The sequence below is a fragment of the uncultured Roseibium sp. genome, assembly GCF_947494555.1.
Taxonomy (GTDB): Bacteria; Pseudomonadota; Alphaproteobacteria; order Rhizobiales; family Stappiaceae; genus Roseibium.
In genome coordinates this window covers 346,870-368,999 of the sequence record NZ_CANLVF010000003.1, presented here as the reverse complement: position 1 = coordinate 368,999, position 22,130 = coordinate 346,870, and the positions used below count along the sequence as shown (strand labels likewise).

The 22,130-nt window shown below is 56.2% G+C and carries 18 protein-coding genes; 12 read left to right on the top strand and 6 right to left on the bottom strand.

Going from position 1 to position 22,130, the window contains the following annotated elements; all coding sequences use genetic code 11:
* The first annotated feature begins 33 nt into the window (after positions 1-33).
* From Q0915_RS16420 to Q0915_RS16385, 8 genes are all read left to right on the top strand, one after another.
* On the top strand, positions 34-432 hold the full coding sequence (locus Q0915_RS16420; protein ID WP_299475684.1) for a 6-carboxytetrahydropterin synthase: 399 nt from the start codon (positions 34-36) through the stop codon (positions 430-432).
* Positions 433-438: 6 nt separating this feature from the next.
* Positions 439-1,491 (top strand): glycosyltransferase family 4 protein, encoded by a 1,053-nt coding sequence (locus Q0915_RS16415; protein ID WP_299475681.1) that lies wholly within the window; start codon positions 439-441, stop codon positions 1,489-1,491.
* Positions 1,488-2,294: a class I SAM-dependent methyltransferase gene (locus Q0915_RS16410; protein WP_299475678.1), complete on the top strand. Its 807-nt coding sequence runs from the start codon at positions 1,488-1,490 to the stop codon at positions 2,292-2,294. The genes Q0915_RS16415 and Q0915_RS16410 overlap by 4 nt, the downstream gene beginning before the upstream one ends.
* A gap of 279 nt (positions 2,295-2,573) precedes the next feature.
* Entirely contained in the window at positions 2,574-4,010 is a 1,437-nt protein-coding gene (locus Q0915_RS16405; protein WP_299475675.1) for a UbiA family prenyltransferase, read from the top strand.
* A gap of 6 nt (positions 4,011-4,016) precedes the next feature.
* Positions 4,017-5,318 carry an FAD-binding oxidoreductase gene (locus tag Q0915_RS16400; protein WP_299475672.1) on the top strand — a complete coding sequence of 434 codons (1,302 nt, stop codon included), beginning with the start codon at positions 4,017-4,019 and terminating at the stop codon, positions 5,316-5,318.
* 171 nt (positions 5,319-5,489) lie between these two features.
* Positions 5,490-5,927 (top strand): EamA family transporter, encoded by a 438-nt coding sequence (locus tag Q0915_RS16395; protein ID WP_299475670.1) that lies wholly within the window; start codon positions 5,490-5,492, stop codon positions 5,925-5,927.
* Positions 5,924-6,937: an NAD(P)-dependent oxidoreductase gene (locus Q0915_RS16390; RefSeq protein ID WP_299475667.1), complete on the top strand. Its 1,014-nt coding sequence runs from the start codon at positions 5,924-5,926 to the stop codon at positions 6,935-6,937. Before Q0915_RS16395 ends, Q0915_RS16390 begins: the two co-directional genes overlap by 4 nt.
* Positions 6,938-6,945: 8 nt before the next feature.
* Positions 6,946-8,409, top strand: coding sequence for an aspartate aminotransferase family protein (locus Q0915_RS16385; RefSeq protein WP_299475664.1), 1,464 nt, complete (start codon positions 6,946-6,948; stop codon positions 8,407-8,409).
* A 139-nt stretch (positions 8,410-8,548) separates the two neighbouring features.
* Here Q0915_RS16385 and Q0915_RS16380 read toward each other — a convergent pair whose 3' ends face one another.
* The 3 genes from Q0915_RS16380 to Q0915_RS16370 form a co-directional block, all read right to left on the bottom strand.
* On the bottom strand, positions 8,549-9,724 hold the full coding sequence (locus tag Q0915_RS16380; RefSeq protein WP_299475661.1) for a hypothetical protein: 1,176 nt from the start codon (positions 9,722-9,724) through the stop codon (positions 8,549-8,551).
* A 205-nt stretch (positions 9,725-9,929) separates the two neighbouring features.
* Entirely contained in the window at positions 9,930-11,369 is a 1,440-nt protein-coding gene (locus tag Q0915_RS16375; protein WP_299475658.1) for an oligosaccharide flippase family protein, read from the bottom strand.
* A gap of 158 nt (positions 11,370-11,527) precedes the next feature.
* Entirely contained in the window at positions 11,528-12,646 is a 1,119-nt protein-coding gene (locus tag Q0915_RS16370) for a hypothetical protein (protein WP_299475655.1), read from the bottom strand.
* Positions 12,647-12,854: 208 nt separating this feature from the next.
* Here Q0915_RS16370 and Q0915_RS16365 point away from each other — a divergent pair, with 208 nt between their 5' ends.
* On the top strand, positions 12,855-13,763 hold the full coding sequence (locus tag Q0915_RS16365; protein WP_299475652.1) for an ATP-grasp fold amidoligase family protein: 909 nt from the start codon (positions 12,855-12,857) through the stop codon (positions 13,761-13,763).
* A gap of 167 nt (positions 13,764-13,930) precedes the next feature.
* Entirely contained in the window at positions 13,931-15,265 is a 1,335-nt protein-coding gene (locus Q0915_RS16360) for an aspartate aminotransferase family protein (RefSeq protein ID WP_299544345.1), read from the top strand.
* Positions 15,266-15,289: 24 nt separating this feature from the next.
* Here the strand turns inward: Q0915_RS16360 and Q0915_RS16355 are convergent, their stop codons facing one another.
* The gene (locus Q0915_RS16355; RefSeq protein WP_299475645.1) at positions 15,290-16,279 is read right to left on the bottom strand and encodes a glycoside hydrolase family 5 protein; all 990 of its coding nucleotides are present in this window, start codon (positions 16,277-16,279) and stop codon (positions 15,290-15,292) included.
* 215 nt (positions 16,280-16,494) lie between these two features.
* Here Q0915_RS16355 and Q0915_RS16350 point away from each other — a divergent pair, with 215 nt between their 5' ends.
* On the top strand, positions 16,495-17,667 hold the full coding sequence (locus Q0915_RS16350) for a glycosyltransferase family 4 protein (protein ID WP_299475642.1): 1,173 nt from the start codon (positions 16,495-16,497) through the stop codon (positions 17,665-17,667).
* 17 nt (positions 17,668-17,684) lie between these two features.
* On the opposite strand, the gene Q0915_RS16345 is transcribed toward Q0915_RS16350, so the two are convergent.
* Both Q0915_RS16345 and Q0915_RS16340 read right to left on the bottom strand, forming a co-directional pair.
* On the bottom strand, positions 17,685-18,965 hold the full coding sequence (locus Q0915_RS16345) for a UDP-phosphate alpha N-acetylglucosaminyltransferase (RefSeq protein ID WP_299475640.1): 1,281 nt from the start codon (positions 18,963-18,965) through the stop codon (positions 17,685-17,687).
* On the bottom strand, positions 18,943-20,997 hold the full coding sequence (locus Q0915_RS16340) for a GumC family protein (protein WP_299475637.1): 2,055 nt from the start codon (positions 20,995-20,997) through the stop codon (positions 18,943-18,945). Before Q0915_RS16340 ends, Q0915_RS16345 begins: the two co-directional genes overlap by 23 nt.
* Positions 20,998-21,341: 344 nt before the next feature.
* Between Q0915_RS16340 and Q0915_RS16335 the strand changes: the two genes are divergently transcribed.
* Entirely contained in the window at positions 21,342-22,115 is a 774-nt protein-coding gene (locus Q0915_RS16335) for a WecB/TagA/CpsF family glycosyltransferase (RefSeq protein ID WP_299475634.1), read from the top strand.
* Positions 22,116-22,130 lie beyond the last annotated feature (15 nt).

Sequence of the window (22,130 nt, the reverse complement as noted above, 5' to 3'; positions counted from 1 at the left end):
CAGTTCGACCAGAAGTCTCAGGAACCTCGAAATATGTTTGCTGTTGAAGTTCGCGACCATGTCATGATTGCCCATTCCTTCAAGGGGGAGCTGTTCGGTCCCGCGCAGGCCCTGCACGGGGCGACATTTGTCATAGATGCTGCATTTCTGTCCGAAAAACTGGATGACAACGGCGTGGTGATCGACATCGGCCGCGCGCACGAAGCATTGAAGGAGGTCCTGGGGCCCCTGAATTACAAAAATCTCGACGACGTGCCCGAGTTTGCCGGCGTGAATACGACCACCGAATTCCTGACCAAGCACATCCACGATCATCTCGCAAAGGCCGCCCGCGACAATCGCCTCGGCAGGTCCGGCAGTGAACTCGATGCGATCCGGGTGACCATTTCGGAATCTCACGTTGCGCGTGCCTGGTACGAAGCCAAAATCTGATCGGCAATGAAAAAGCTGTTTTTCGCCTATCCGGGCAACCTGGACACGCCGACGGGCGGGTATGGGTACGACCGCCAGATCATTGCCGGGCTTCGTGATCTGGGCTGGTCCGTTGAACTGATTTCGCTTGGAGACGGGTTTCCCTTCCCGTCGCAATCGACCCTTGCCAAAAGCCGCGACATGCTTGCCCGGCTACCTGAGGAGGCGCTGCTGGTGGTGGACGGGTTGGCATTCGGTACCATGGCGGACATAGCGTCTGCCTTGACCGGCCGCTTGCAGCTCGTGGCGCTGGTGCATCATCCACTCTGCCGGGAAACCGGCCTTTCGCCTGAGCAGTCGGAGGCTTTGCTCGATAGCGAGCGCAAGGCCCTGTCCCATGCAAACCATGTCATCGTGACCAGTCATGCGACCGCCGACCAGGTCATGGACCTGTTCGGGATTGCGCAGGCATCCATTTCGGTCATTCTGCCCGGAACGGAAAAACACGGCCGGATCCAAAGAAGCGCGTCGGAGCAAGTGCGGCTGCTTTCCGTTGGCACCGTGGTGCCGCGAAAAGGGTACGATCTGCTTTTTTCTGCGCTGGCAAATCTGCAGGAATACGATTGGCATCTCGACATTGTCGGCGGCCTTGACGCGGATCCGGCGTGCCATGCAGCATTGGTTTCGAGCCTGCCGGAACACCGCCTGACCGAACGCGTAACGTTTCACGGCGCGGTTGCCCCTTGCGACCTTCCGGGCTTCTATCGCAGTGCCGACGTGTTCGTTCTTGCCAGTCGTTATGAAGGATACGGAATGGCCTATACCGAAGCGTTGGCGCACGGGTTGCCGGTGATCGGCAGTGGCGGCGGTGCGGTTGAAGACACGCTGCCGGAAGACGCCGCGATTTACTGCGGCATAGAGGATACAGAAAGGCTTGGAAGCGCTCTCAAACTGCTTTTGAGCGATCCAAATGCAAGGCGCGACATGGCGCAGGCTGCCGAGATGGCTGCCGCTGCATTGCCTGACTGGCGGGACGCAGCGACAAGGTTTGCCGGGGCATTGGAGGGTGCGGAGAAATGAGCGGATTTTCCTCTAAATGGCTGGCCTTGAGAGAGCCGCTGGATCTTGCCGCCAGGAACCAGGACGTCGAAACGGCCTTCCTGAAACAATTGCCTGCAAGCTCTCCGCGTCTCCTGGATCTTGCCAGCGGCGCAGGGTCGACGGTAGCTGCCCTGAAAGACCAGTTGCCGGCTGACACTACGTGGACGCTGACCGATCATGATTCTGATCTTATTGCGGTTGCGCACGAACGTTGGCAGCAGCAACTCCAGGGGGAGCTTTCGCTTCGTCAGGTCGATCTGGCCGCCAAATTCGAAGATCTTCCATTTCCAGATGTGGATGCCATCACGACTTCGGCTTTCCTGGATCTCGTTTCGGATGATTTTCTGGTACGCCTTGTCGACTGTGTCGTCCGGGTGCAAAAGCCGTTTCTGGCCAGTTTGACCTATGACGGGCGCATAACCTTTGCTCCGCCGGCATCGCTGGATCAAACGATGCTGGATGCTCTGAACAGCGACCAGCGGTTGGACAAGGGCTTTGGTCCCGCCCTAGGGCCTCTGGCAGCCGAGCGGGCAATCGAATTGTTCAAGGCAAGGGGCTACGAAGTCGTCAAGGGAACATCCGACTGGGTTGTCGGGCCCGCCGACGAGGCATTTTTGGACGAGTTCCTGTCGGGCTGGTCCGGAGTCGGCCTGAAAAACGGAACGTCGCACGAGGTTCTGGAAGAGTGGCGGTCGCAACATCTGACGCAAATGCGGTCCGGTGATATTCGCGTCACGATCGGTCACATCGACTTTGCAGCTTTTCCAAAGTCCAAATATTAATTTTCAAATCGGCTTCTAAGTAAAACTCTCTTTTTAGGATTCATCATTCGATAAGTATATTGGCATCGGCTTGTCAAAAATTTGCATAATTTGCGTAAAATGCGGCCGAAATCGTGTTCTTTCACTTCGCTCTAAAGCGCATGATAAGAAATTCGCGCTAGTTCTGGTGAAAATTAAGCACGAATAGTGTGCATCGATAGTGACCAACAGGGAAAGAGTTTGGCGCCGTGAAGCTCCAGTGGGGGCTGTGGCAGCGCTTGAGCTCGGGACGTCTGCTTGATGGATCAGCGCCTAGAGACTTCAAACAGGACAATCTATGTGGACCTGGACGGAACGTTGCTCCGGACCGATCTGCTCTGGGAGAGCCTGTTTCAGTCCTTGCGTCGTAATCCCCTGATCGTGTTCGCGCTGTTCGGATGGGTCTTGAGAGGCATCGCCTATACGAAGGCGCGGCTGGCGGAAGCAGCCGGGATCGATGTGACGGTTCTGCCTTACCGGGCCGAGGTCGTGGAGCAATTGGGCGCACAAAAAGCGCTGGGACGGCAGCTTGTCCTGGCAACGGGCTCGAACGAGAAACTCGCCCACGCCGTTGCCGACCATCTTGCTCTCTTTGATCGCGTGCTCGCCTCGGACGAGGAAACCAATCTCACATCAGGGCGCAAGCTTGAGCGTATCGAAGCGGAAGCCGGTGACCTCGGTTTTGAGTATTACGGCAACTCGCATCAGGACGTTTGCTTGTTCGAGGCAGCCTCGGAGGCGACAGTCGTCGCACCGGACCGCGCCGCCAATCGTTGGCAGAAGCAATCCGGTGCCAACCGGATCGAAGCCTCGGAAAGCCAGGTAAAGGCCGCCGTTCAGGCAATGCGCCCGCATCAATGGCTCAAAAACACGCTGATCTTCGTGCCGGCCGTCATGGCGCATGAAATCTTCGTCGGCTCCGTGCTCCTGAGCGCAATCCTGGCCTTTGTCGCGTTTTCTCTCTCTGCCTCGGCAATCTATATCCTGAATGACCTGATGGACCTTGAGTCAGACCGCAATCACAAGACAAAGCGGAAGCGCCCCTTTGCCAGCGGACGATTGAGTGTTCCGAACGGTCTGGGACTGGCATTTGTTTCCATCGCGGTGGCCTTCGCGATTTCAACGCTTCTGCCGATCGAGTTTGCGGGCATCCTGCTGCTCTATCTCTTCATCACCACCGCCTATTCCGTCTCCGTCAAACGGATGCTGCTATTGGATGTCTTTGTTCTGGCCGGCCTTTATACGATCCGTGTTCTTGCGGGCGGTGTGGCCGCAAGTATCGAATATTCCTTCTGGTTGCTGGCGTTCTCCGTCTTTTTCTTCCTGTCCCTCGCGCTCGTGAAACGCTTCACCGAGCTGCAGCAGGTCGGCGAGACGGCTTCGCGCGCAGTCACCGGGCGCGGGTACCGGCATGTGGACCTTGAGACGATTTCGCAGGCCGGGATGACATCGGGCTTCGCGGCGGTGTTGGTTCTCGCGCTTTATATTCAAAGTCCGGCAATCGAGCGGGCCTATGCGGTTCCGCAGATGATCTGGCTCCTGTGTCCGCTGATCCTCTACATCATCATGCGTATCTGGATCCTGGCGCGCAGGGACGAAATGCATGAGGACCCGATCGTGTTCATCCTGAAGGACTGGCGCAGTCAGTTTATGATCGGGTGTGGCGCGTTTTTGTTTCTCATTGCTGCGGTCTGGTGATCCGGCGTGACAAAGCATGTTCAAAGCTGGGGCGGTCTGAAGGTCGAAGCAACCGATCAGGTGCAGCCCGATGCCTATTTGGCGGCCTCGCGTAAACCGGGGAGTCTGCTACCATACGGCAACGGGCGCAGTTACGGGGACAGCTGTCTGAATGCGTCTGGAACCGCCGTAGCGACACGTTCGTCAGGCAGAATTCTGACATTCGACAAGTCGACAGGTCTCCTGGAAGCGGAAGCCGGTGTTCTTCTGTCGGAAATCATCAGTGCCGTTGCGCTTCATGGCTGGTTTCCGGCAGTCCTGCCCGGAACGCAGTTCGTCACGCTCGGCGGAGCGATTGCAAACGATATTCACGGCAAGAACCATCATCGCAAGGGCACCTTCGGCTGCCATGTCGAGGAGATCCGCCTTGACCGTACCGACAAAGGCAGCCTCTCGATCAGGCCGGGCGATGAAACCGGTCTCTTTGCGGCAACGATCGGCGGACTGGGCCTTACCGGATTGATCCGTTCGGCGACCATTCGGTTAATGCAGGTAACTTCGCCGTCAATCCGGCAGGAAACAACGCGCTTCGATTGCCTCGAGGACTATTTTGATCTCGCGGAAGCGGCCGACGAAAAGCACGAATACGCGGTCGCATGGATCGACTCTCTCAGCATCGGAAAGCGTTTCGGGCGCGGTCATCTGATCGCGGGAGATCATGCGGCCAGTGGTGAATATCAGGAAAAAGCCTCCGGACCGCGCCTGACCATCCCCTTCACGCCTCCCATCACACCGCTTCAGGGCCCCTTCCTCAGTCTCTTCAACGAAACCTATTTTCGCAGTGCGCCGGCGGGGTGTTCGATAAAGGACGTTGCCTCCGACAAGTTCTTCTTTCCGCTCGACCGGATCGGGCGCTGGAACCGTCTCTACGGTCCGCGGGGGCTGCATCAGCATCAGAGTGTCATTCCGGAAAGCGAGGGCTTTGAGACAGTGAAGTCGCTCCTGGAATGCACGCAGGCGAGCAGGCATGGATCGTTTCTGACGGTTCTGAAGCGTTTCGGATCCATGAAAAGCCCTGGATTCATGAGTTTTCCGCGCCCCGGCTACACACTCACGCTCGACTTCCCTGACAAAGGCGGGCCAACCCTCGCGCTTCTGCAGCAACTCGACGAGATCACCCTGGCCGCCGGCGGTGCCGTGAACCCGTACAAGGACCGGCGGATGTCTTCGTTCACGTTCAAGGCTTCGTTCCCGCACTGGCAACGGCTCGAAGAGTTACGGGATCCCGTGCTGTTGTCAGACTTCTGGCGCAGAACAGCTCTAAGCTGAATCGCATAAGTAAACGATATATTTTTGTGTAAAGAAAAATTATCGAAATCAAGTAATGTTTTGTTATTCATAGCAAAAACGGTAACTCGAGTGAATTTCAAATTAATATAATTTAATTGAATTCGAAGGATATTGCCGGTGTTGCATCAAGCCCGTGCGGAGACGGCCTGTATGAGTACTTACCTTCCCTTCATTCTGTTTACCGTCCTGACAAACGCAGCGGCACAGATCATGTTGAAATACGGAATGACGCAGATTGGCGACTTCAGCACACTGCACAGCAATCTGATCGTAAAATTGCTGCAGGTGGTGTTCACACCCTTCGTCTTTCTCGGCCTGTGCACTTTCGTGATTTCAATGGCGTCACACCTCTACGTGCTGTCCAAGGTGGAATTGTCCTACGCCTATCCATTCCTGTCGCTCGCCTATGTGGTGGTTGCCGTCTACGCCTTCTTCATCTTCCACGAAGATCTGAACGCGATGCGGGTTTTTGGCATCGCCCTGATTTGTGTTGGCACCGCCTTTATTGCGCAAGGCGGTTCGAACCAGGATCGCGCTGACACGGACGCCAAGGTCCAACAAGTTGCTCTCAAGGAGACCTCGAAGTGAAACACATCCTTTTCGGTGGGGACGGATTTGTCGGACGGCAGCTCGCCAAGCGTCTTTTGGAAGACGGCGAGGACGTCGTCGTTGCTGATATCGCGCAAACTCATCGCCATCTTTACGCAAAGGCGACGATCCTTGACTGTGACGTGACCGATCCCGAAGCTGTTGCCGCCGTGCCGGTGACCAGTGGGGATATGGTCTACAATCTGTCTGCAAAAATGCTTTCGCCGATCCAGGTGAGGGCAAAGCGGCATGATTTTTTCTATCCCGTCAATTACGACGGAACGAAGAACATCATCGAGGCGATGGACCGCGCAGGTGCGAGCAAATTGGTCCACTACACGACCGATATGGTGTACGGCCACACGGTTACCTACCCGATGACCGAAGACCATCCTGTTTCACCCCTTGGGGAATACGGGCAGTCGAAACTCGATACGGAAATCCTGGCAGCCGAGTGGCGCGCACGCGGCATGGACATCACGCTGTTCCGCCCGCGGCTGATCATCGGGCCGGGCCGTCTGGGCATCCTGACCAAGCTGTTCAAGCTGATCGACTTGAACCTGCCTGTTCCCATGATCGGGTCGGGCAAGAACCCGTATCAGTTCATTTCCGTCTATGACTGCGCGGATGCGGCTTACAAGGCCTGGAAGGCCGGTGTTCCGAACGAGGCCTACAATCTGGGATCCATCAATCCGCCGCCCGTCAGGAAGCTGCTTGGCGATTTGGTCAAGCACGCTCATTCGAAATCGATCCTGATCCCGACCTGGGGCTTCGCGGTCAAACGCACGCTCGACCTGTTCGATGCGCTCAACATGCCGATCATGGATCCGGAGCAATATCTGATCGCTGATGAAATGTGCGTTCTGGATGTTTCAAAAGGCGAACGCGATCTTGGTTGGGTCCCCGCATATCGCGATGAAGACATGCTGATCGCCGCTTACGACGAATACCGCGCACAAAAGAATGACGGCACCCGCGTCGATCAAGGCTCGGCACAGCCGGCAGAATAGGAATTTTGATGTTGCAGAACACCGCAGTAAAAGCCGACTTCTCCGAGACCGAGCTGGAAGCCGCTCCTGAGAACAGCTCGAAGCCGGATCTCCTGACGGTCGAAGACGCGAAAGCGCTTGACCCTCAGTCCATGGCCGATCTGTTCAAGGAGCACATCAATCCGGGACAGTTCCATTTCATGAAGCTGCTCGGGTTTCACAAGGTCAAGATCGAGACCGCAGACGGCATGTACTATGTCGACCAGAACGGCCGGCGGATCCTGGACTTTTTCGGTGGCTTCGGATCGCTGGCACATGGCCATAACCATCCGCGCGTAATCGCTGCACGCCAGAAATTTCAGGAGGAAGGCCGGCACGAGATTGCGATCGCCTTCCTGTCGCAATACGCATCGGCCCTTGCGAAGAACCTCGCGGCATGTTCGCCGGGCGACCTCGACATGGTGTTCCTCGGGTCTTCCGGTTCGGAGGCGATGGAAGCGGCGGTCAAGGTTGCCGAGCGCGCATCCGGGCGCAAAAACTGCAAGATCGTACACGCGGGGAACTCGTTCCATGGCAAGACCAAGGGTGTTCTTTCGCTGACTGACTCTGATCTCTACCAGGGCAGCTTCAAGCTCGTCGACAATCATGTAAAGGTTCCATTCGGCGATCTGGAAGCCCTCACTCACGCGATTGAATCGGATCCCGAGATCGGCGTTGTGGTTCTGGAAACGATCCAGGGCGGCGGCGGGATCATTTCTGCGCCGGAAAGCTACTGGAAGGGCGTGCGGGCTCTGTGCGACAAGCACGACGTTCTGTGGGTCGCAGACGAAGTACAGTGCGGTTATGGCCGGACAGGCAAGTTCTATGCGTTCGAACACTATGGGGTTGTTCCGGACGTGACGGCGCTTGCCAAATCCCTAGGGGCAGGCAAGGCCGCTGTCGGTGCGATGATCGCAAAGCGCGATGTTTACATGAAGGCCTATGGCTCCCCAAAAACCGCTATGATCCACGCACAGGCAACCTTCGGCGGTATCGGCGAGGCGAGCATCACGGCGATTGAAGGTCTGAACGTCCTTTACGACGAAGACCTGATGGAAAATGCCGCGCGTGTCGGCGCGCATCTGATTTCGCGGTTAAATACGCTTCAGGAAAAGTATCCGAAAATCATCAAGGACGTGCGCGGCCAGGGTCTCATGGTCGGTCTGGAGTTCCAGGATTTTTCTAAGACGATGCCGGTGGTATTGCGCCCGATGCTGTCTCTGCTTGACGACAAGCTGAAGGGATCGCTGTCCGGCTTCATCGGGGCGCAGCTTCTCAGAGACTACGACATTCTTGTGGCATTCACCGAATACAACCGCAACGTCATCCGCCTTGAGCCACCGCTTGTGTGCACGATGGAGAATGTCGACACCTTCTGCGACGCGTTGGACGATCTGTTGTCCAAGGGCATCGTCAGCATCGTGAACGGCTTCATCAAATCGCAGGCAAATTGAGGGAAGCTTAGCTTCTCCAAAGATGCGGAGCGACCCGCATCGTTCATCGAGACACTAAGAAAGCCCGCGCGAATTGCGCGGGCTTTTTCATTCTGATCCTTGCGGGAAAGGTGCCTTACCGCGTTTTAGGGTTGGCGCGTTAGTCGTCGACCGGCAAGGAAAACATCGGCTTCCAGATCTCAAGCAGCACAATCAGCAACGGCAGCAGATAGGGCAGGTAGATCCGGTCGTCCGGCAGCGGGAACGTGACGAACTTGCCGCCGATACACAGCGTGAGTGCGACGACTGCAATCCATTGTCCTTGTGAAATGTCCTTTCCGCTGCGAACGAGCAGGGCGAAGCCGAGCAGGAAAATGGCGAGAAGCATAAGCCAGTTGAAGTCCTGAACTGTCCTGGCGACGTTTACGACCAGTGCCTTGACATAAAGAAGAACATCGAAGGCCGGGTCGAAGCCGCGCATATCGTCCTGGTATTCAACGTTCGAGAAATAGAAATGCGGCCACCAGCCGGGGTGGTCGGCTGAACCGACGATCGGAAAATACAGGAAAAGGGCCCCGGCAAAGAGAGCGAGATAGATCAACCGGTCTCTTCCCACCGCAATCGCGGCAAGCAGCAGCGCGAAGAAGAACAGCAGCCCGTCAGGTCTCACGAGAAACATCATGAAAAGGAAAGGCGCAGCAAACACCGGTTTTTCGCGGCAAACAAAATAGAGCGCGGGAAGCGCAAAGGCTGCCATCATCAGGTCCGGCGTCGCTTCCCTTGCAGAGAACGTATAGCCGATGAGAATGATCGTGGGACCGATGATCAACAGTCCCTGGACAAAGGATTGCCGCGCACTCCAGAAGAGGATGAACAGCCCGATCATGGCAGCCGACAAAGTTGAAATGATGGTCGTCGCATGGACGCGCCCGGTAAGGGCACCGAGATGCTTGATGGTCTCGATATAGGCAACCTTGACCCTGAACATCGGAAACAGGGAGACGAAGTGATCGGGTTGTTCGTACTGGTTGACCCGATAGGGGATGCTCGCCGTGACCTTGTAGAACTGAAGTTCGGATGCGGCTTCCTTGACCTCGCCATAGGCAAGCGCGTGAATTTCTTCCGCGCTGTCCAACTGGTCTTCGGCGGCGATGCCGACATAGGCCAGGATGTCCCAGTTGTAGACCGGATTGAAATAGGCCAGCGCGAGCGTGCCGAGCACGATCAGCGAAAAGAGCCCAACGGACACTGCGTTCACAACATCTTTTGAAAGCAGTCTGCCCGACGCAAGCAAAGCAGTACCTAAACGATCACCGAAGGTGTTGGTAAGGGACATGTGCGTATAGGTCTTTCCGGTTTGTTGCGGCAATTGACGCTAGGCGGAATAGTCAGACCAGAGCGCCCGGCCGGTCTGTGTGCCTTCAAACGCAAATTGCACCGCCCAGTTGTGGCCGTGTTGTTGCCGCTAAACTTAAGGTCATCAAGCTAATAACGCCTTAACCGCTGAATTCAGCGGTTCTCCAGCGTGCCCTGGAGACGGTTCAGGTTGCCTTCAGGCCGCGCAGTCTGCCTCTGACCTCGTTCAGAACCGGTTCGAGTTCGGATTTCGGAACAGTTTTCAAGAAGGTAAGCGCCACCAGATAAACGACACCGGCAGCTGCAACGGCGGCCAGCAAACCCAATATTCCACTTGCTTTGGAAAGCACGAAAACGGCTACCCCCGCACACAATAGCGCCGACACAGTGCATTTCAGCAAGGCCAGCATGGGGAGCCGGAGGTTAAGGACGCGCCGGCAGTAAACGCCAAGGATCAGGAGAAGAAGAACGCTTGCTGCTGCCCGCACATAGGCGGCGCCCATCTGTCCGAAGGAGGGAACAATGACCAGCAGCGAGACACTGGTGATCGCGCACCAGGCGATCGTCATCCACAACTCGTCAGTGCTTCGGTTTTTCGCCAGAATGGCTCTGGAAATGACAGACGACAATGCTTGCGCGAGCGCGAACGCCAACAGAATGACTGCCGGTCCTACGGCAGGTTCAAAGTCTTCACCAAACACAAGCGGGATCAGGTCCGGTGCAATTGCCGCACCTCCAATTGCAACAGGAGCAATGACGATCCCAAGCCATCGAATGGTTCCTTCAAAGGCAACCGACAGAGCCGCATCGTCCTTCTGATCGTGCAGGACGCCGAATTGAGGAACAACAAACGCGAGACTGAAAACTGCGAATTGAGCGATCATCCCGGACATGGTCAACCCGATCGAATAGTAGCCGACCTGGGAAAGCGAGAAGAAGAATCCGATGACGGCGAGTTCAATTCGAGCGCCGAAAAGCGCAAAAATGCTGCCGGAGAACCAGTTGTTGCGGGCATAAAGACCGACGTCTTTGGGGATCTTGGCCGTTTTGGCGGCCGCCTTGCCCAGGTAGCGCTTCAGGTCAAGAGCCTGTGGCAGGTGCCGTGTCGCGTGACCCACGATCGCCCCGACGGGGCCGAGCATTAGTGCACCTGCAAGGACGCAGAAGGGCTGAAGCAAGCAGCCGATCAGCGTCATGGAAGCCGTCCTGTCGAATTGACCGAGCCCCTGGGCGGCACCGATAACCATTGTGGCATAGGCATAGGCCAGAAACAGGAGGATCGTCGCGGACCAGACCAGCGCGCCTTGCGTGTTGTCCTGACCATGTTGCCAGAGCGCATAGATGCCTATGGCGCCTGCCATCAGTCCGGTCGTAATGACAAAACGGCGCAACAATATGCGGAACAGCGCGTCGGGCCCGGTGTCCGAACCGGTGTCGCGGGCAATGAAGCGCAAGGTTGCCTGCGGCATGCCGAAATCTGAGACGACCGTTGCCACCGACATGAACCAGAGAGCATAGGCAACAACCCCAGTGCCCTCGACACCGAGTGTTCTGGCGACAATGACGCTGCAGACGAAGCCCATGAACATGGACAGCACGCCGGCTGACGTGTTGATCACAGACATTCGCACCATCGATGCCATCGGATTACGCCTGCCGTTCCTCTACCGCGGTCGAATTGGACATGCCCCGCCAAAACAATGTCATCCAGACCGCGTCGGCAGGTAGCACAGCACCGAGCACCCGGCACTGTTATCTCCCCGGTTCTAATAGCTGAAACGCTTTAAGATTTAATGAGTGCCGCCGCCCGGTCGAGCGTCATCAATCGGTCGGCTACGTCCTTCCAGTCGAGTACCTCGCTGGCTTCGTCAGCAAATGGTGTTTCCAATGCGCGCGTGACGGCGTTTTTGATCGAGGCCGGATCGCCTGGCTGGTAGCCATGCCGGTTCACTTTGTCACCGACGGCGTATTGTGGACAGACAGCGGGAAGCCGTAGAAATTCATACTGCATCAGCTTCAGGCTGGAATCCGCGAGATAGCCGGCACCGTCCCGGTCTGCGTAGGGCGCTACGCCTGCTTCGGCGTGCTTGAGATAAGGGAGCGTGTCTTTGAACGGCATGCGTCCATACTCGGTCACATTGTCGAAACTCTTGCCAAACTCGGGTGTTCCGATGAGGTGAAAATGCACGTCGGGAAATGCGGGCGCGGCGATATCGAAAAAGACCGGGTCAAACAGCATGGATCCGACTGTTGCGATGTTCCCGGAGGTCTCATACGGACTGGGCCCGATATTATCAAAATCCGATTTGGATACGCCGTGCGGGACGAAGTGGACAGGGCACCCGAAACCGTCAAAATGTGGAGCCATGGCCCGGGCAACAACGACGATGTCGGAGATTGCGCTCCGGTCCCGGAAAAGCTGCTCCGCAATAAAGGAATGCGCGCCGATCGTTTCCAGCAGATCCGCGACGAAGTAGATGATTTGCGCGTTCGGGGCCGTTTTTCGGATGCGGCCGATCAGTGCTGCTGCAATACCGGACTCCACGATTATCAGGTCCGCCTGCCGGGAGGCTTCATCAAGCGCAATACATTTCGAGGCGATCCACCAACGGAACATCCCGTTGGTCAGAGACGTGTTGTTTCCAAGCCCTCTGCCAAAAGGGTGAACAGGCGAGCGCCAGAGATAGCAGCCGATGCCATCAACCTCCTGCCAGGTGTTCGACGCGCCAAAAAGATTTTTACGATGGTCGTTGCTCAGGAGCGAAAGCGGACTGAAACCGACCGAGAAAAACTGGACCGATTGGCCCCGGTCGCGAAACGCGTCAGCAAGGAAGTGCCGCCCGGCGCGCCAACCGGTCCTGTAGTCGTGTCTTGAAACAAGAAGGATTTTCTTACTGCTCACCTCGATCTCCAGTGACCGGCTCCTTGACCGTGTGACATACGAAGCGACCGCCTCGAAGTCGCGCAACGGTCCTTCCGCAGTAAGCCAGATTTTAACGGTTTTTCCGCTAGAAACATGCGGTCGTTCTTCTGATGTGAGCGCTCTAGGTGAAACCTTTTCCTCTGTTCACGTTGAAAATGGCTTAAGAAAAGAGGCTTCAGGTAGAAAAATGGATAGTATTGCAGCAGGTACAGAAAAACATGCGACTATCGAGCATAGAGTGCGTCGTATTTTCTGGCGTCTGATTTCTATATTTCCAGACAAGATCTACCTTACCCTGAAGTATTTCTCGATCTTCGGCAGATTCCCGAACTGGAAAACACCAACCCGGTTTTCCGAGTATCAACAGATCCGGAAACTGCAGGATCAAAACCCCCTCTATGCGACTGTTGTCGACAAGGCCGCGGCGAAAGACTTCATCCGCGAACGCATCGGCGATGACTGTCTGATCCCGACCTATTGGGTGGGGACCGACCTTTCCGAGGTTGACTGGCACTCAATTCCGCTCCCGGCCGTGGTCAAGCCGACCCACGCCAGCGGCGCCGGTTTTTTCCTTTGGGAGAAGACGGATATCGACGAACTGATGCGACAGAGTCCGGAAGCCGAGTGGCTCGCTTCCGACCATTCGCGCGTCAACAGGGAATGGGCTTATTCGAATGTTCCGCCACGCATCATCATTGAGAAGCTGATCGGAGAGCGCGACGAGATCTTGAGCGATTACCGCTTTTACAGTTTCAACGGCAATCTTGTGCATATTGAAGTCAGGTCGCCGCTCGAGGGCGTCATGCATGAGAGCGTTTATTCTCCGGATTGGGAACTGCTGCCAATCCATATGGATTATTATCCGTTGCTCGAAAAACAACTTCCACGTCCTGACGGCTATGACAAGATGCTGGAAATAGCGCGAACGCTCGGTCCCGGGCTGGGTTTTGCGAGGATTGATCTCTACAACACCTCGCAGGGAATTTTTGTTGGCGAAATCACGCTCTATCCAAGCGGAGGTTTCGAAACGTTTGTCCCTGACAGCTATGATTTCCAGCTGGCGAAATACTGGAAAGAGTTCGTTGTTCAGCAGTGACTTCCCGGGTCCAAATATGAACCCAAAGTAATCGGGTTACTTGAAAATCAAGTTGTAGGATTTTGAGTTTCTTTACTTTGAAGTTTGTTCGAATTTTAAGGTTCGGCGCGGCATAGTGCCCTGAATGCTTGAGAGTCAAGTGCAACGTCAATGCTTGACCGGTGGCGATGACAGGGAACGACATGCAGGAACTCAAGGCAAAAGATCCGGCACACAGACTGGAATCGAATGTAAGAAGTTACGTTCGCAGTTTTCCGTTTGTTGCCAAAACCGCATCCGGCAGCACGATCACATCCGCAGATGGGGTCGAATACATCGATTTTCTCGCCGGCGCCGGAGCGCTGAACTACGGCCATAACAACCCGGCCATCCAACAGGCGCTGCTTGAGTATGTATCCGGTGACGGCATCGCGCACAGCCTTGATTTTGCGACGATCGCAAAAGATGACTTTATCGAGACCTTCGACACAGTGGTCCTGAAGCCAAGAGGGATGGACTACCGTTTTCAGTTTTGCGGTCCGACAGGAACGAACGCTGTTGAAGCGGCTATCAAGATCGCACGCAAGGTGACAGGCAACCGAGACGTTTTCAGCTTTACGCAGGGCTTTCACGGTATGACGACCGGTTCGCTGGAGCTGACGGACAATCCCTACTACAAGGAGGGACTTCCGGGCTTCGACCAGCGCGTCCAGGGACCGCTGCCGTTCTGTTCGGATGAAAGCACGCTCGAGCAATCGATTTCGTCCATCGCCGATATTCTGCAAAGGCGGGCACAGAGCGACACCCTTCCGGCTGCAATAATCGTTGAGCCCATCCAGGGCGAAGGTGGCATCAACATCGCTCCCATGACCTGGCTCCGGGCGTTGGACAGCCTGTGCAAGCAGTTTGGCGTGCTGCTGATCATCGACGATATCCAGATGGGATGCGGCCGGACTGGCGACTTTTTCAGCTTCGAAAAAGCCGGTATTGACCCGGACATTATCACGTTGTCGAAATCCATCGGCGGCTACGGCCTGCCCATGGCGCTGGTTCTTCTGAAGCCGCAGCACGACGTCTGGAAGCCCGGTCAGCACAACGGTACCTTCCGCGGCAACAACCTTGCCTTTGTTGCCGCAACAAAAGCTTTGACCCAGTACTGGCAAGACTCCGATTTCGCCGATGAGATCAGGGCGAAAGCAGAACACATTGAAGAGCGACTGCAAGGTCTTGCGTCTGACCACCGCGCGCTTGACCTGTCGTATCGCGGCAAGGGCTTCGTCTGGGGACTGGAAAGCAGACGTGAACCCGCGATTGCGGGTATGATACAGAAGATGAGTTTCGAACGCGGTTTGATCATTGAAACATGCGGACGCGGCGATCAGGTTTTGAAGTTCCTGGCACCTCTCACCAGCTCGCTGAAGGAAATCGATCGCGGATTCGAGATCCTCACAGACGTCTGTGAAGTGTTGGACGGGCAATTTGCTTTGGATGGCACAGGGGCAAGAAAGGCTGCGTCTGCCTGACAGCGGCGCAGCCCGATAGATGCCTCAGCCAGGTGCCGGCCCACATTGCCCGGCACCGCCGGCCGTAGAAAAATACGGCGCGAGAACCCTCATCTGCGGGCGGTCTTCACCATCAACCGGTTGCAGCGATAGTGGGTAGTTCCCCCACCAGTCCCCTGCAGCCCAGGCCGTCCAGCCGATCCAGACGTCACTGTTTTCGTTGAGATAGCCCGTCATGTAATCGAGGCCCTCAAGGCAGTCGGCGGAAGCCGTTCCGCCAAATTCCCCCACAAAGCCGGTGAAGCCGTGTGTCTTCAGCCAGTCCGCCATGGCCTTAAGGGCGTCGACGGCATCGTCTGCGCGCGGACATGTGCGGTGCGTCCCTGAATAGTCCTCGTCGAGATACTGGTGTACCTCGAATGCAAAGTTGTCGACAGGATCTTCGATATGTTGAAAGAGGTCAGCGTTCGAGCCTCCGTCCTGTGGGTCGAACCAGTGAGAGGCACCTGTCCAAATTGTCCCGGGCACAAGAACAAGCTGATCTGACCCGGCTTCGCGGATCGCGTTCAGTCCGGCTTGCGCGGCATCGAACCAGACCTTGGCAGTGATGTCAGCAGGCTCATTCATCAGGCCAAGCACAATCTTGTCATTCCCGAGGAAATAGGGCGTGAGCCGCCGCCAGAAATCCCCGAGTGCATCCGCTGTGACCCTGCCCGCGCCGATCCTGTCGCCCCTGTATTCCGCATAATTGTGAAGGTCCAGTATGACAGTCAGGCCGCGGCTGTTCGCCGCTTGCACAGTGACCTGAAGACGCGCGAGTTCGGCCGGATCGAAATCCCCATAAAGCTCCGGCTGAAGGCGTTCCCAGCGGAACGGGAGCCGTATTGCGGTCATGTTCTGTGCGCGCGCCCAATCCAGGGTTTCGTCTGAGGGATAGGTGTAGCCCTGACCGTAAACCGCATTCGGACCGCCGAATTCAGCGCCGGCGATGTTGACACCTCGCAGGCAACTTGTCGCGTGAACCGGTACGGTCATAGACGTGACCGCGAGCATCAGGAAGACTGCGGATGCGAGGCGCTTTCCGCGAAAAGTCGGGCGTTGGAACGTTTGGCAATGCCTGGGAAACTTGTGTGTGTGCACGTATCAGCCGGATCTGTTCTGATGGGCCTTCAGATAAAGGTCTTGTTGATGGGCGGGTGATAGTCTCATCCCGAAGCACAGCATTCAACGAGTATCCTCGGATATCCTAAATGGACGCAACCAATCAGCCCGGCAGTAAGGAAGAAGCCATCTCGCCTTTTGCAACGAGGCGGATTGTTCACGTCGTCCGTCAGTATGCGCCCAGCATCGGAGGACTGGAGGACGTTGTCCGGAACCTGGCCAGTCAGCAGCGCGATCGGTTCGAAGACGTAAAGGTTGTTACGCTCGACCGGCTGTTCACCGATCCGGACAAGCCTCTTTCCAAGCGGGAGACCATCGACGGGATCGAGGTGTTGCGCATCCCTTATTCGGGCAGTTCGCGCTACCCGATCGCGCCATCTGTCCTCTCGAAGATATCGGAAGCCGATCTGGTTCACGTCCATGCGATAGATTTCTTTTTCGATTTTCTCGCACTTACCAGGCTCGTCCATCGCCGCAAGCTCGTGGCCACCACGCATGGCGGGTTCTTTCACACACGCAAGTTCGCGCGCTTAAAGTCCGTATGGTTCAATACGCTGACCCGTTTTTCGGCAAGCCGGTATGCCGGGCTCGTATGCTGCAGCACCAGCGATCTGGACCTTTTTCAAAAAATTGCGTCTCGCAACACCGTCCTTATAGAAAACGGAGCCGATGTTGAAAAATTCATGGCGGCCAGCGCGCTCCGGCCTCGCAAAAGGCTTCTAACACTTGGCCGGTTTTCCTCCAACAAACGGATCGATCGCCTTGTTGACCTGATGAGCGTGCTCACAAAAAAGGATCCCGCGTGGCATCTGGACATTGCGGGCATGGAATCAGAATTGACGGCCGATCAGCTGATCGGGGAGGCTACCGCGCGCGGTCTTGCCGATCACATTGACGTTCACGTTGGTTTGTCAAATGACGAGTTGCGCAAGCTGATCGGACAATGCAGCCTCTTTGTCAGTGCATCGGAATATGAAGGTTTCGGGCTGGTTCTGATCGAAGCCATGAGTGCTGGTCTTGTGCCCGTCGTTGAGGCAAATGACGCTTTCAGGGCCATAGCGTGGAAGCACCCATTAGTTCATACGGTGGATTTTTCGGACAGTCGTTTGGCGGCGGAAAGAGTTCAGGCAAGTTTTGAAGACCTGGAACGGAACCCCGGATTGCGCGCTGAAGCAATCAATTCAGCGCAGGAATATGGCTGGGCAGCCAAAGCGCGCCAGTATGAGACTTTTTACCGGGATATTCTTCCGGGCCGATCGTGATCTTGTGATGCGGCGCTTCAGGCGGGACTTTTGCCGCGATAGATCTGGTTTAGACCGCGGCTAGCCGGTCGCCGCGACCTCATCGCGTCTGCGGCGCCCGCAGCGATCCAGAACAGGGCGGCAAGTTTGATCGAGTAGAAGGAATTCGAGATCGTCATCAAAAGCGCAATGTAAGTCGCTGCCAGCGCCTTGAACTGGATTGCGCGCTGGTCCTCGTAGGGCGCGAACACATAGCATGTCCAAAGGCCCAGCAGACCGACAACGCCGATCTGTGCAAGCGAATAGGCAAAACCGTTGTCCGCCAGGAATGGTACGTTGGCTGCGACGCCAAACAAAATCTCAGGCGTAACCTCCTGCAACAGCTGGCTTGCGTGCAGCAGGCGCCCTCCGAGATCGTCCGTCCAGTTGAGTTCTGTGTTCCAGCCTCCATAGATGCCGAGCGCAAACAGAATAAGCACCGGCAGGCTCCACCAGGTTATTCTCGGCAGGAAAAGTCCGGCGGCAGCTGCCGCGATCAATGCAATGCATACGAACATGCCAAAGCGCGCGTCAGGCAGGATCACAGCGGTAAAGGCGGCAAGGAACATCAGGGCGCGGTGCTTCATACCGGACCGGAAAAGGGCCCAAAGACACAAGAACGCACCGAAGTTGCCCATGGTTACGGGCTCGAGAAAGACCGAGGACGCGCGCACGTCGCCGAGGAAGGCCAGGAAATTCCGGCCGCCGATACGCGTACTGGAAACGAACAGGTTCGACCCCTCGACAAAATTGGCATCGGCGGTCAGCGTTCCCCGGGCAACGTAGTAGTCGAAAATACTCACCATCCTCGTATAGAGATCGAGAAAGAAATACTCGAAAAAGGCGACGGAGAGCACGATCACTGTCGAGATCCAGACAAGCCTGTCCGCATCTTCGATCCGTTTGAACCGCTTGCCGATGAAGTAGAAGACGATCGGGATCAGAAAATCGCGAATGGCCTTGAGATCGAGTTCGGGCCGTAGGGCGAGAACGAGGGCCACGTAGCTGAAATAGAGAAACAGAAGCAGGAACAACATGCTGTTCCGGCTGAGGATAATCAGGAACAACGCCGCTGAAAGCAGCCCCATTTCCGATAGAATGACGTAGCTCTCTGAAATGCGAAAAGCATTGGTGTTTGCGAATGCAAGTGCGAAGTTGAACGTGAGCGTACCGACCACAACGGCATAAACGCACATGAGCCAGAGCCGGTACTGGGCCTGATCGTGGTCCAGAGCGGTTCGAAGCGGTACCTGACGGTCAGACAGCGTTGAGTACGACATTTCCGATGATCCGGTCGCACCAGGGTTCCAGGAAGGCAGCGGCGTGGTCGAACTCGGCCGAGTTGGTTTTTCCAACCGCCGTGATCAGGATGATCCCGTCGCAATGACGCAGGAGAACCGGCAGCATCGGGCTCTCGTCGATGTTTCCGGCATCGACGAGGAGAATGTCTTCGTCGGAGGACCCGAGGTCGCCGCCGGAGGCGTATTTCTTGCGCGGATCGATATGTTCAACACTCAGATAGCTGGCAAGCCCCGTTGAATATGTCTGTGGTACCGCGTTCCGCACGCCGCGTGCTGCCGAAAGGTTTGCCGCGATCTGGCCGATGGTTCCGATACGCGGATTGTCCGATCGCTGGGGTCTGTTGACCAGGCTGCCTCTCGCATGTCCGGCGGTTGTGTGTGCGAACAGGATCTCCTCTCCCATTTCGTAGAGTTCCTCCGCAACGCTCCGGACAAAGTTCGAGGTGTCTCCGGTTCCCCCGACCGATACGGCGAGAACATTTGCAGGACGGTTATGAGCAATGGCGTGCCGAAGGGCATATGCCACTCTGACACGCGCGATGTCGGCCATGTTTTCCTGCTGTGAGCCGGCCACGCCGGCCAAAAGTCTCCCATTCCTTGCCGAACGGCCCAGATTGGCCAGGATCGGTGCGCCGGTCTGCAACACGAGCTGCCGTTCGGAGATCATGGGTCCCCTCAAGACGGTAAACCCGATTGCTCCTGATGCTGCGACGGCAAAGCCAAATACCAGGGCGGCGCCAAGGACGATGATTTTTCGCGGACCGTTCGCGTCGGTAGGAATGGTTGCTTCTGAGAGTATCCGTGTCGTGTTCGTGTCGACGTCAGGCAGTTCCTCAAGCTCTCGGGACCGCTTCAGGAAGGCTTCATAGACGGCGCGGCTTGCATCGGCTTCGCTCTGCAGCTGCCTGAGTTCGATCAGCGCCTTGCCTTGAACCGAGTTCTGTGACTGGAGGTTTTTTGATTGCAGCTCAAGGGCATTTACCGTCGATTGCGCCTGTTCGAACTGACTGCGAACCGACCGTTTGATGCGTTGCAGCTCGCTCTGAATTTCGCGCTTGATGTTCGACAGCTGCGAACGAAGCTCAAGCAGCGTCGGATGGTTGGCACCGAGCGTTGTTGATGCCTCGGCAACCTGCTGCGTAATGCCGGCATATTGCACGCGCAGCGAATTCAAGACGGAATTTTCGGTTCCTGCCGGCACGACTCCGGCTTCCACATCGGAAAGCGTCAGGGGCGCCATCTGATCGTAGAGCGACTTGCTGCGTTCAAGGTCGACGCGCGCATCCGTAATTTGCGTATTGAGCGCTTCGATCTGCTGGTCAACGACGGAACCGCCGGATGTGCTGATCAACCCCTGCCGGGCCTTGTAGGTTTCAACGGCAGCTTCCGCCTGTTCGACGCGGGCGCGAAGTTGTTTCGCCTGATTGCCCAGTGTCGTACCCGCCCGGGCGAGCGCCTCGGTCCGGCTGCTGCGCGTCTGGCGGATATAGGCTGCGGCCGTCTCGTTCGCGATCGCAGCCGCAAGCTCCGGATCGGGATGACTGACCGTGATGGAGAACACGAAGCTCTGATCCAGCCGGTAAACGCGAATGACGTCCCTCAAAACGTCTAGTGTCGAACTACGGACCGTGGCAGAGGAGCGCGAACCACCCGTGATGCCGCCAAAAAGCATCGTGAAAAGTTTTCTCTTCAGCCCTGGCTGATGGAAGTCCGGATCGCTGTCGAGCTTGAGGTTGTTGGCGACCTCGTTGAGGACGACTGCGGAGAGTATCACGAAGGCCTGGCTGTCCAGATCCATGCCCTGGAAAGCCTGACTGCCGCGCCCGCCGGCGGGTTCTGAACTGATTATCTGGACGCCTTCCGGCTGGATCAGCAACTCTGCGCTGGTCTGGTAGATCGGGGTCTTGAGATAGGCATAGGTGAGCGCAAGAGCCGCGAACATAATCGGGCACAAGATAAGCCAGACGACATGGCGTCGAAGTATCGCCGGTATCTCGGACAGATCAATCATTGAGCCATTGGTCTTCAGTTTGGCCGTCTCTGCTGCACACTTTGTCCCAGACCGCAATCCGTCAGGACCTGTTGGCCTGGAGACGGGTCATCAGCTTCATTGGTAAACAAACATGATTAACGCATCGCAAATATCGCGACGTCTCAAGGGATGCGGTCGGTGCGTATTTTGCTGCAGTATTGGTTTGTTTCTAAATTTAGATTTTCCAGAAACCAAGTATTAATAATAAACACCGCAGTGATGATCGAATTAAGTTATTTTAATTGTATTCGAGATAGAACAATTCAAGCTTAATCACAGGCAAGACAAACAAAGTGCAATCTGTTCAATGTGGCGCTCCTTTGATGAATAAGGTTGATCTGAATCTTCCGATCAGGGCCGGCACGACGGTAATCGGACCCTTATCGATTTTACGGATGAAGAGCGAAGAGGCGGTGCAGCTTGTTCGTACTTCCGTTCAGTTGCGCTATCCGCTTGAGATTGCCATTTGCAATGCACATACGACGCTGACAGCTATTGATGATCCGGCGTTTGCCAAGACCTTGCAGCAGATGACATTGCTAAACGACGGTATCGGGATTGACCTCGCGAGCCGTTTTTTGAACGGCAAGGACTTTCCGGACAATCTGAACGGGACTGATCTGATCCCTGATATCCTCGCGAATGTCGGAATTCCGCTCCGGATATTTCTCTTGGGCGCGACCGAGCATCGTGTAAAGCTAGCAAGTGAACATATCGAAGCCACCTACCCGCTGCATGAGGTTGTCGGATACCGAAACGGCTACTTCGACATGGATCAGAGCGCAGCGATTTGCGATGAAATCAACAGAACGCGGCCGGACCTTCTTCTCGTTGGCATGGGCAATCCCCGGCAGGAAGACTTTATCGTTCAAAACAGGCCGGAACTCGACGCCACAGTGGCAATCGGAGTTGGCGCTTTGTTTGATTTCATGTCCGGCTCGGTGATCCGCGCTCCAAAGGCGGTTCAGGCCGTTGGACTGGAGTGGTTGTTCCGCCTGTTACAGGAACCGCGCCGCCTGTTCCATCGCTATGTGGTCGGAATCCCTCGGTTTTTCGCCGCTCTGGTGAAACTTAAGCGTGCCGGGAGAGACGCCTGAAGAGGCAGATCATGA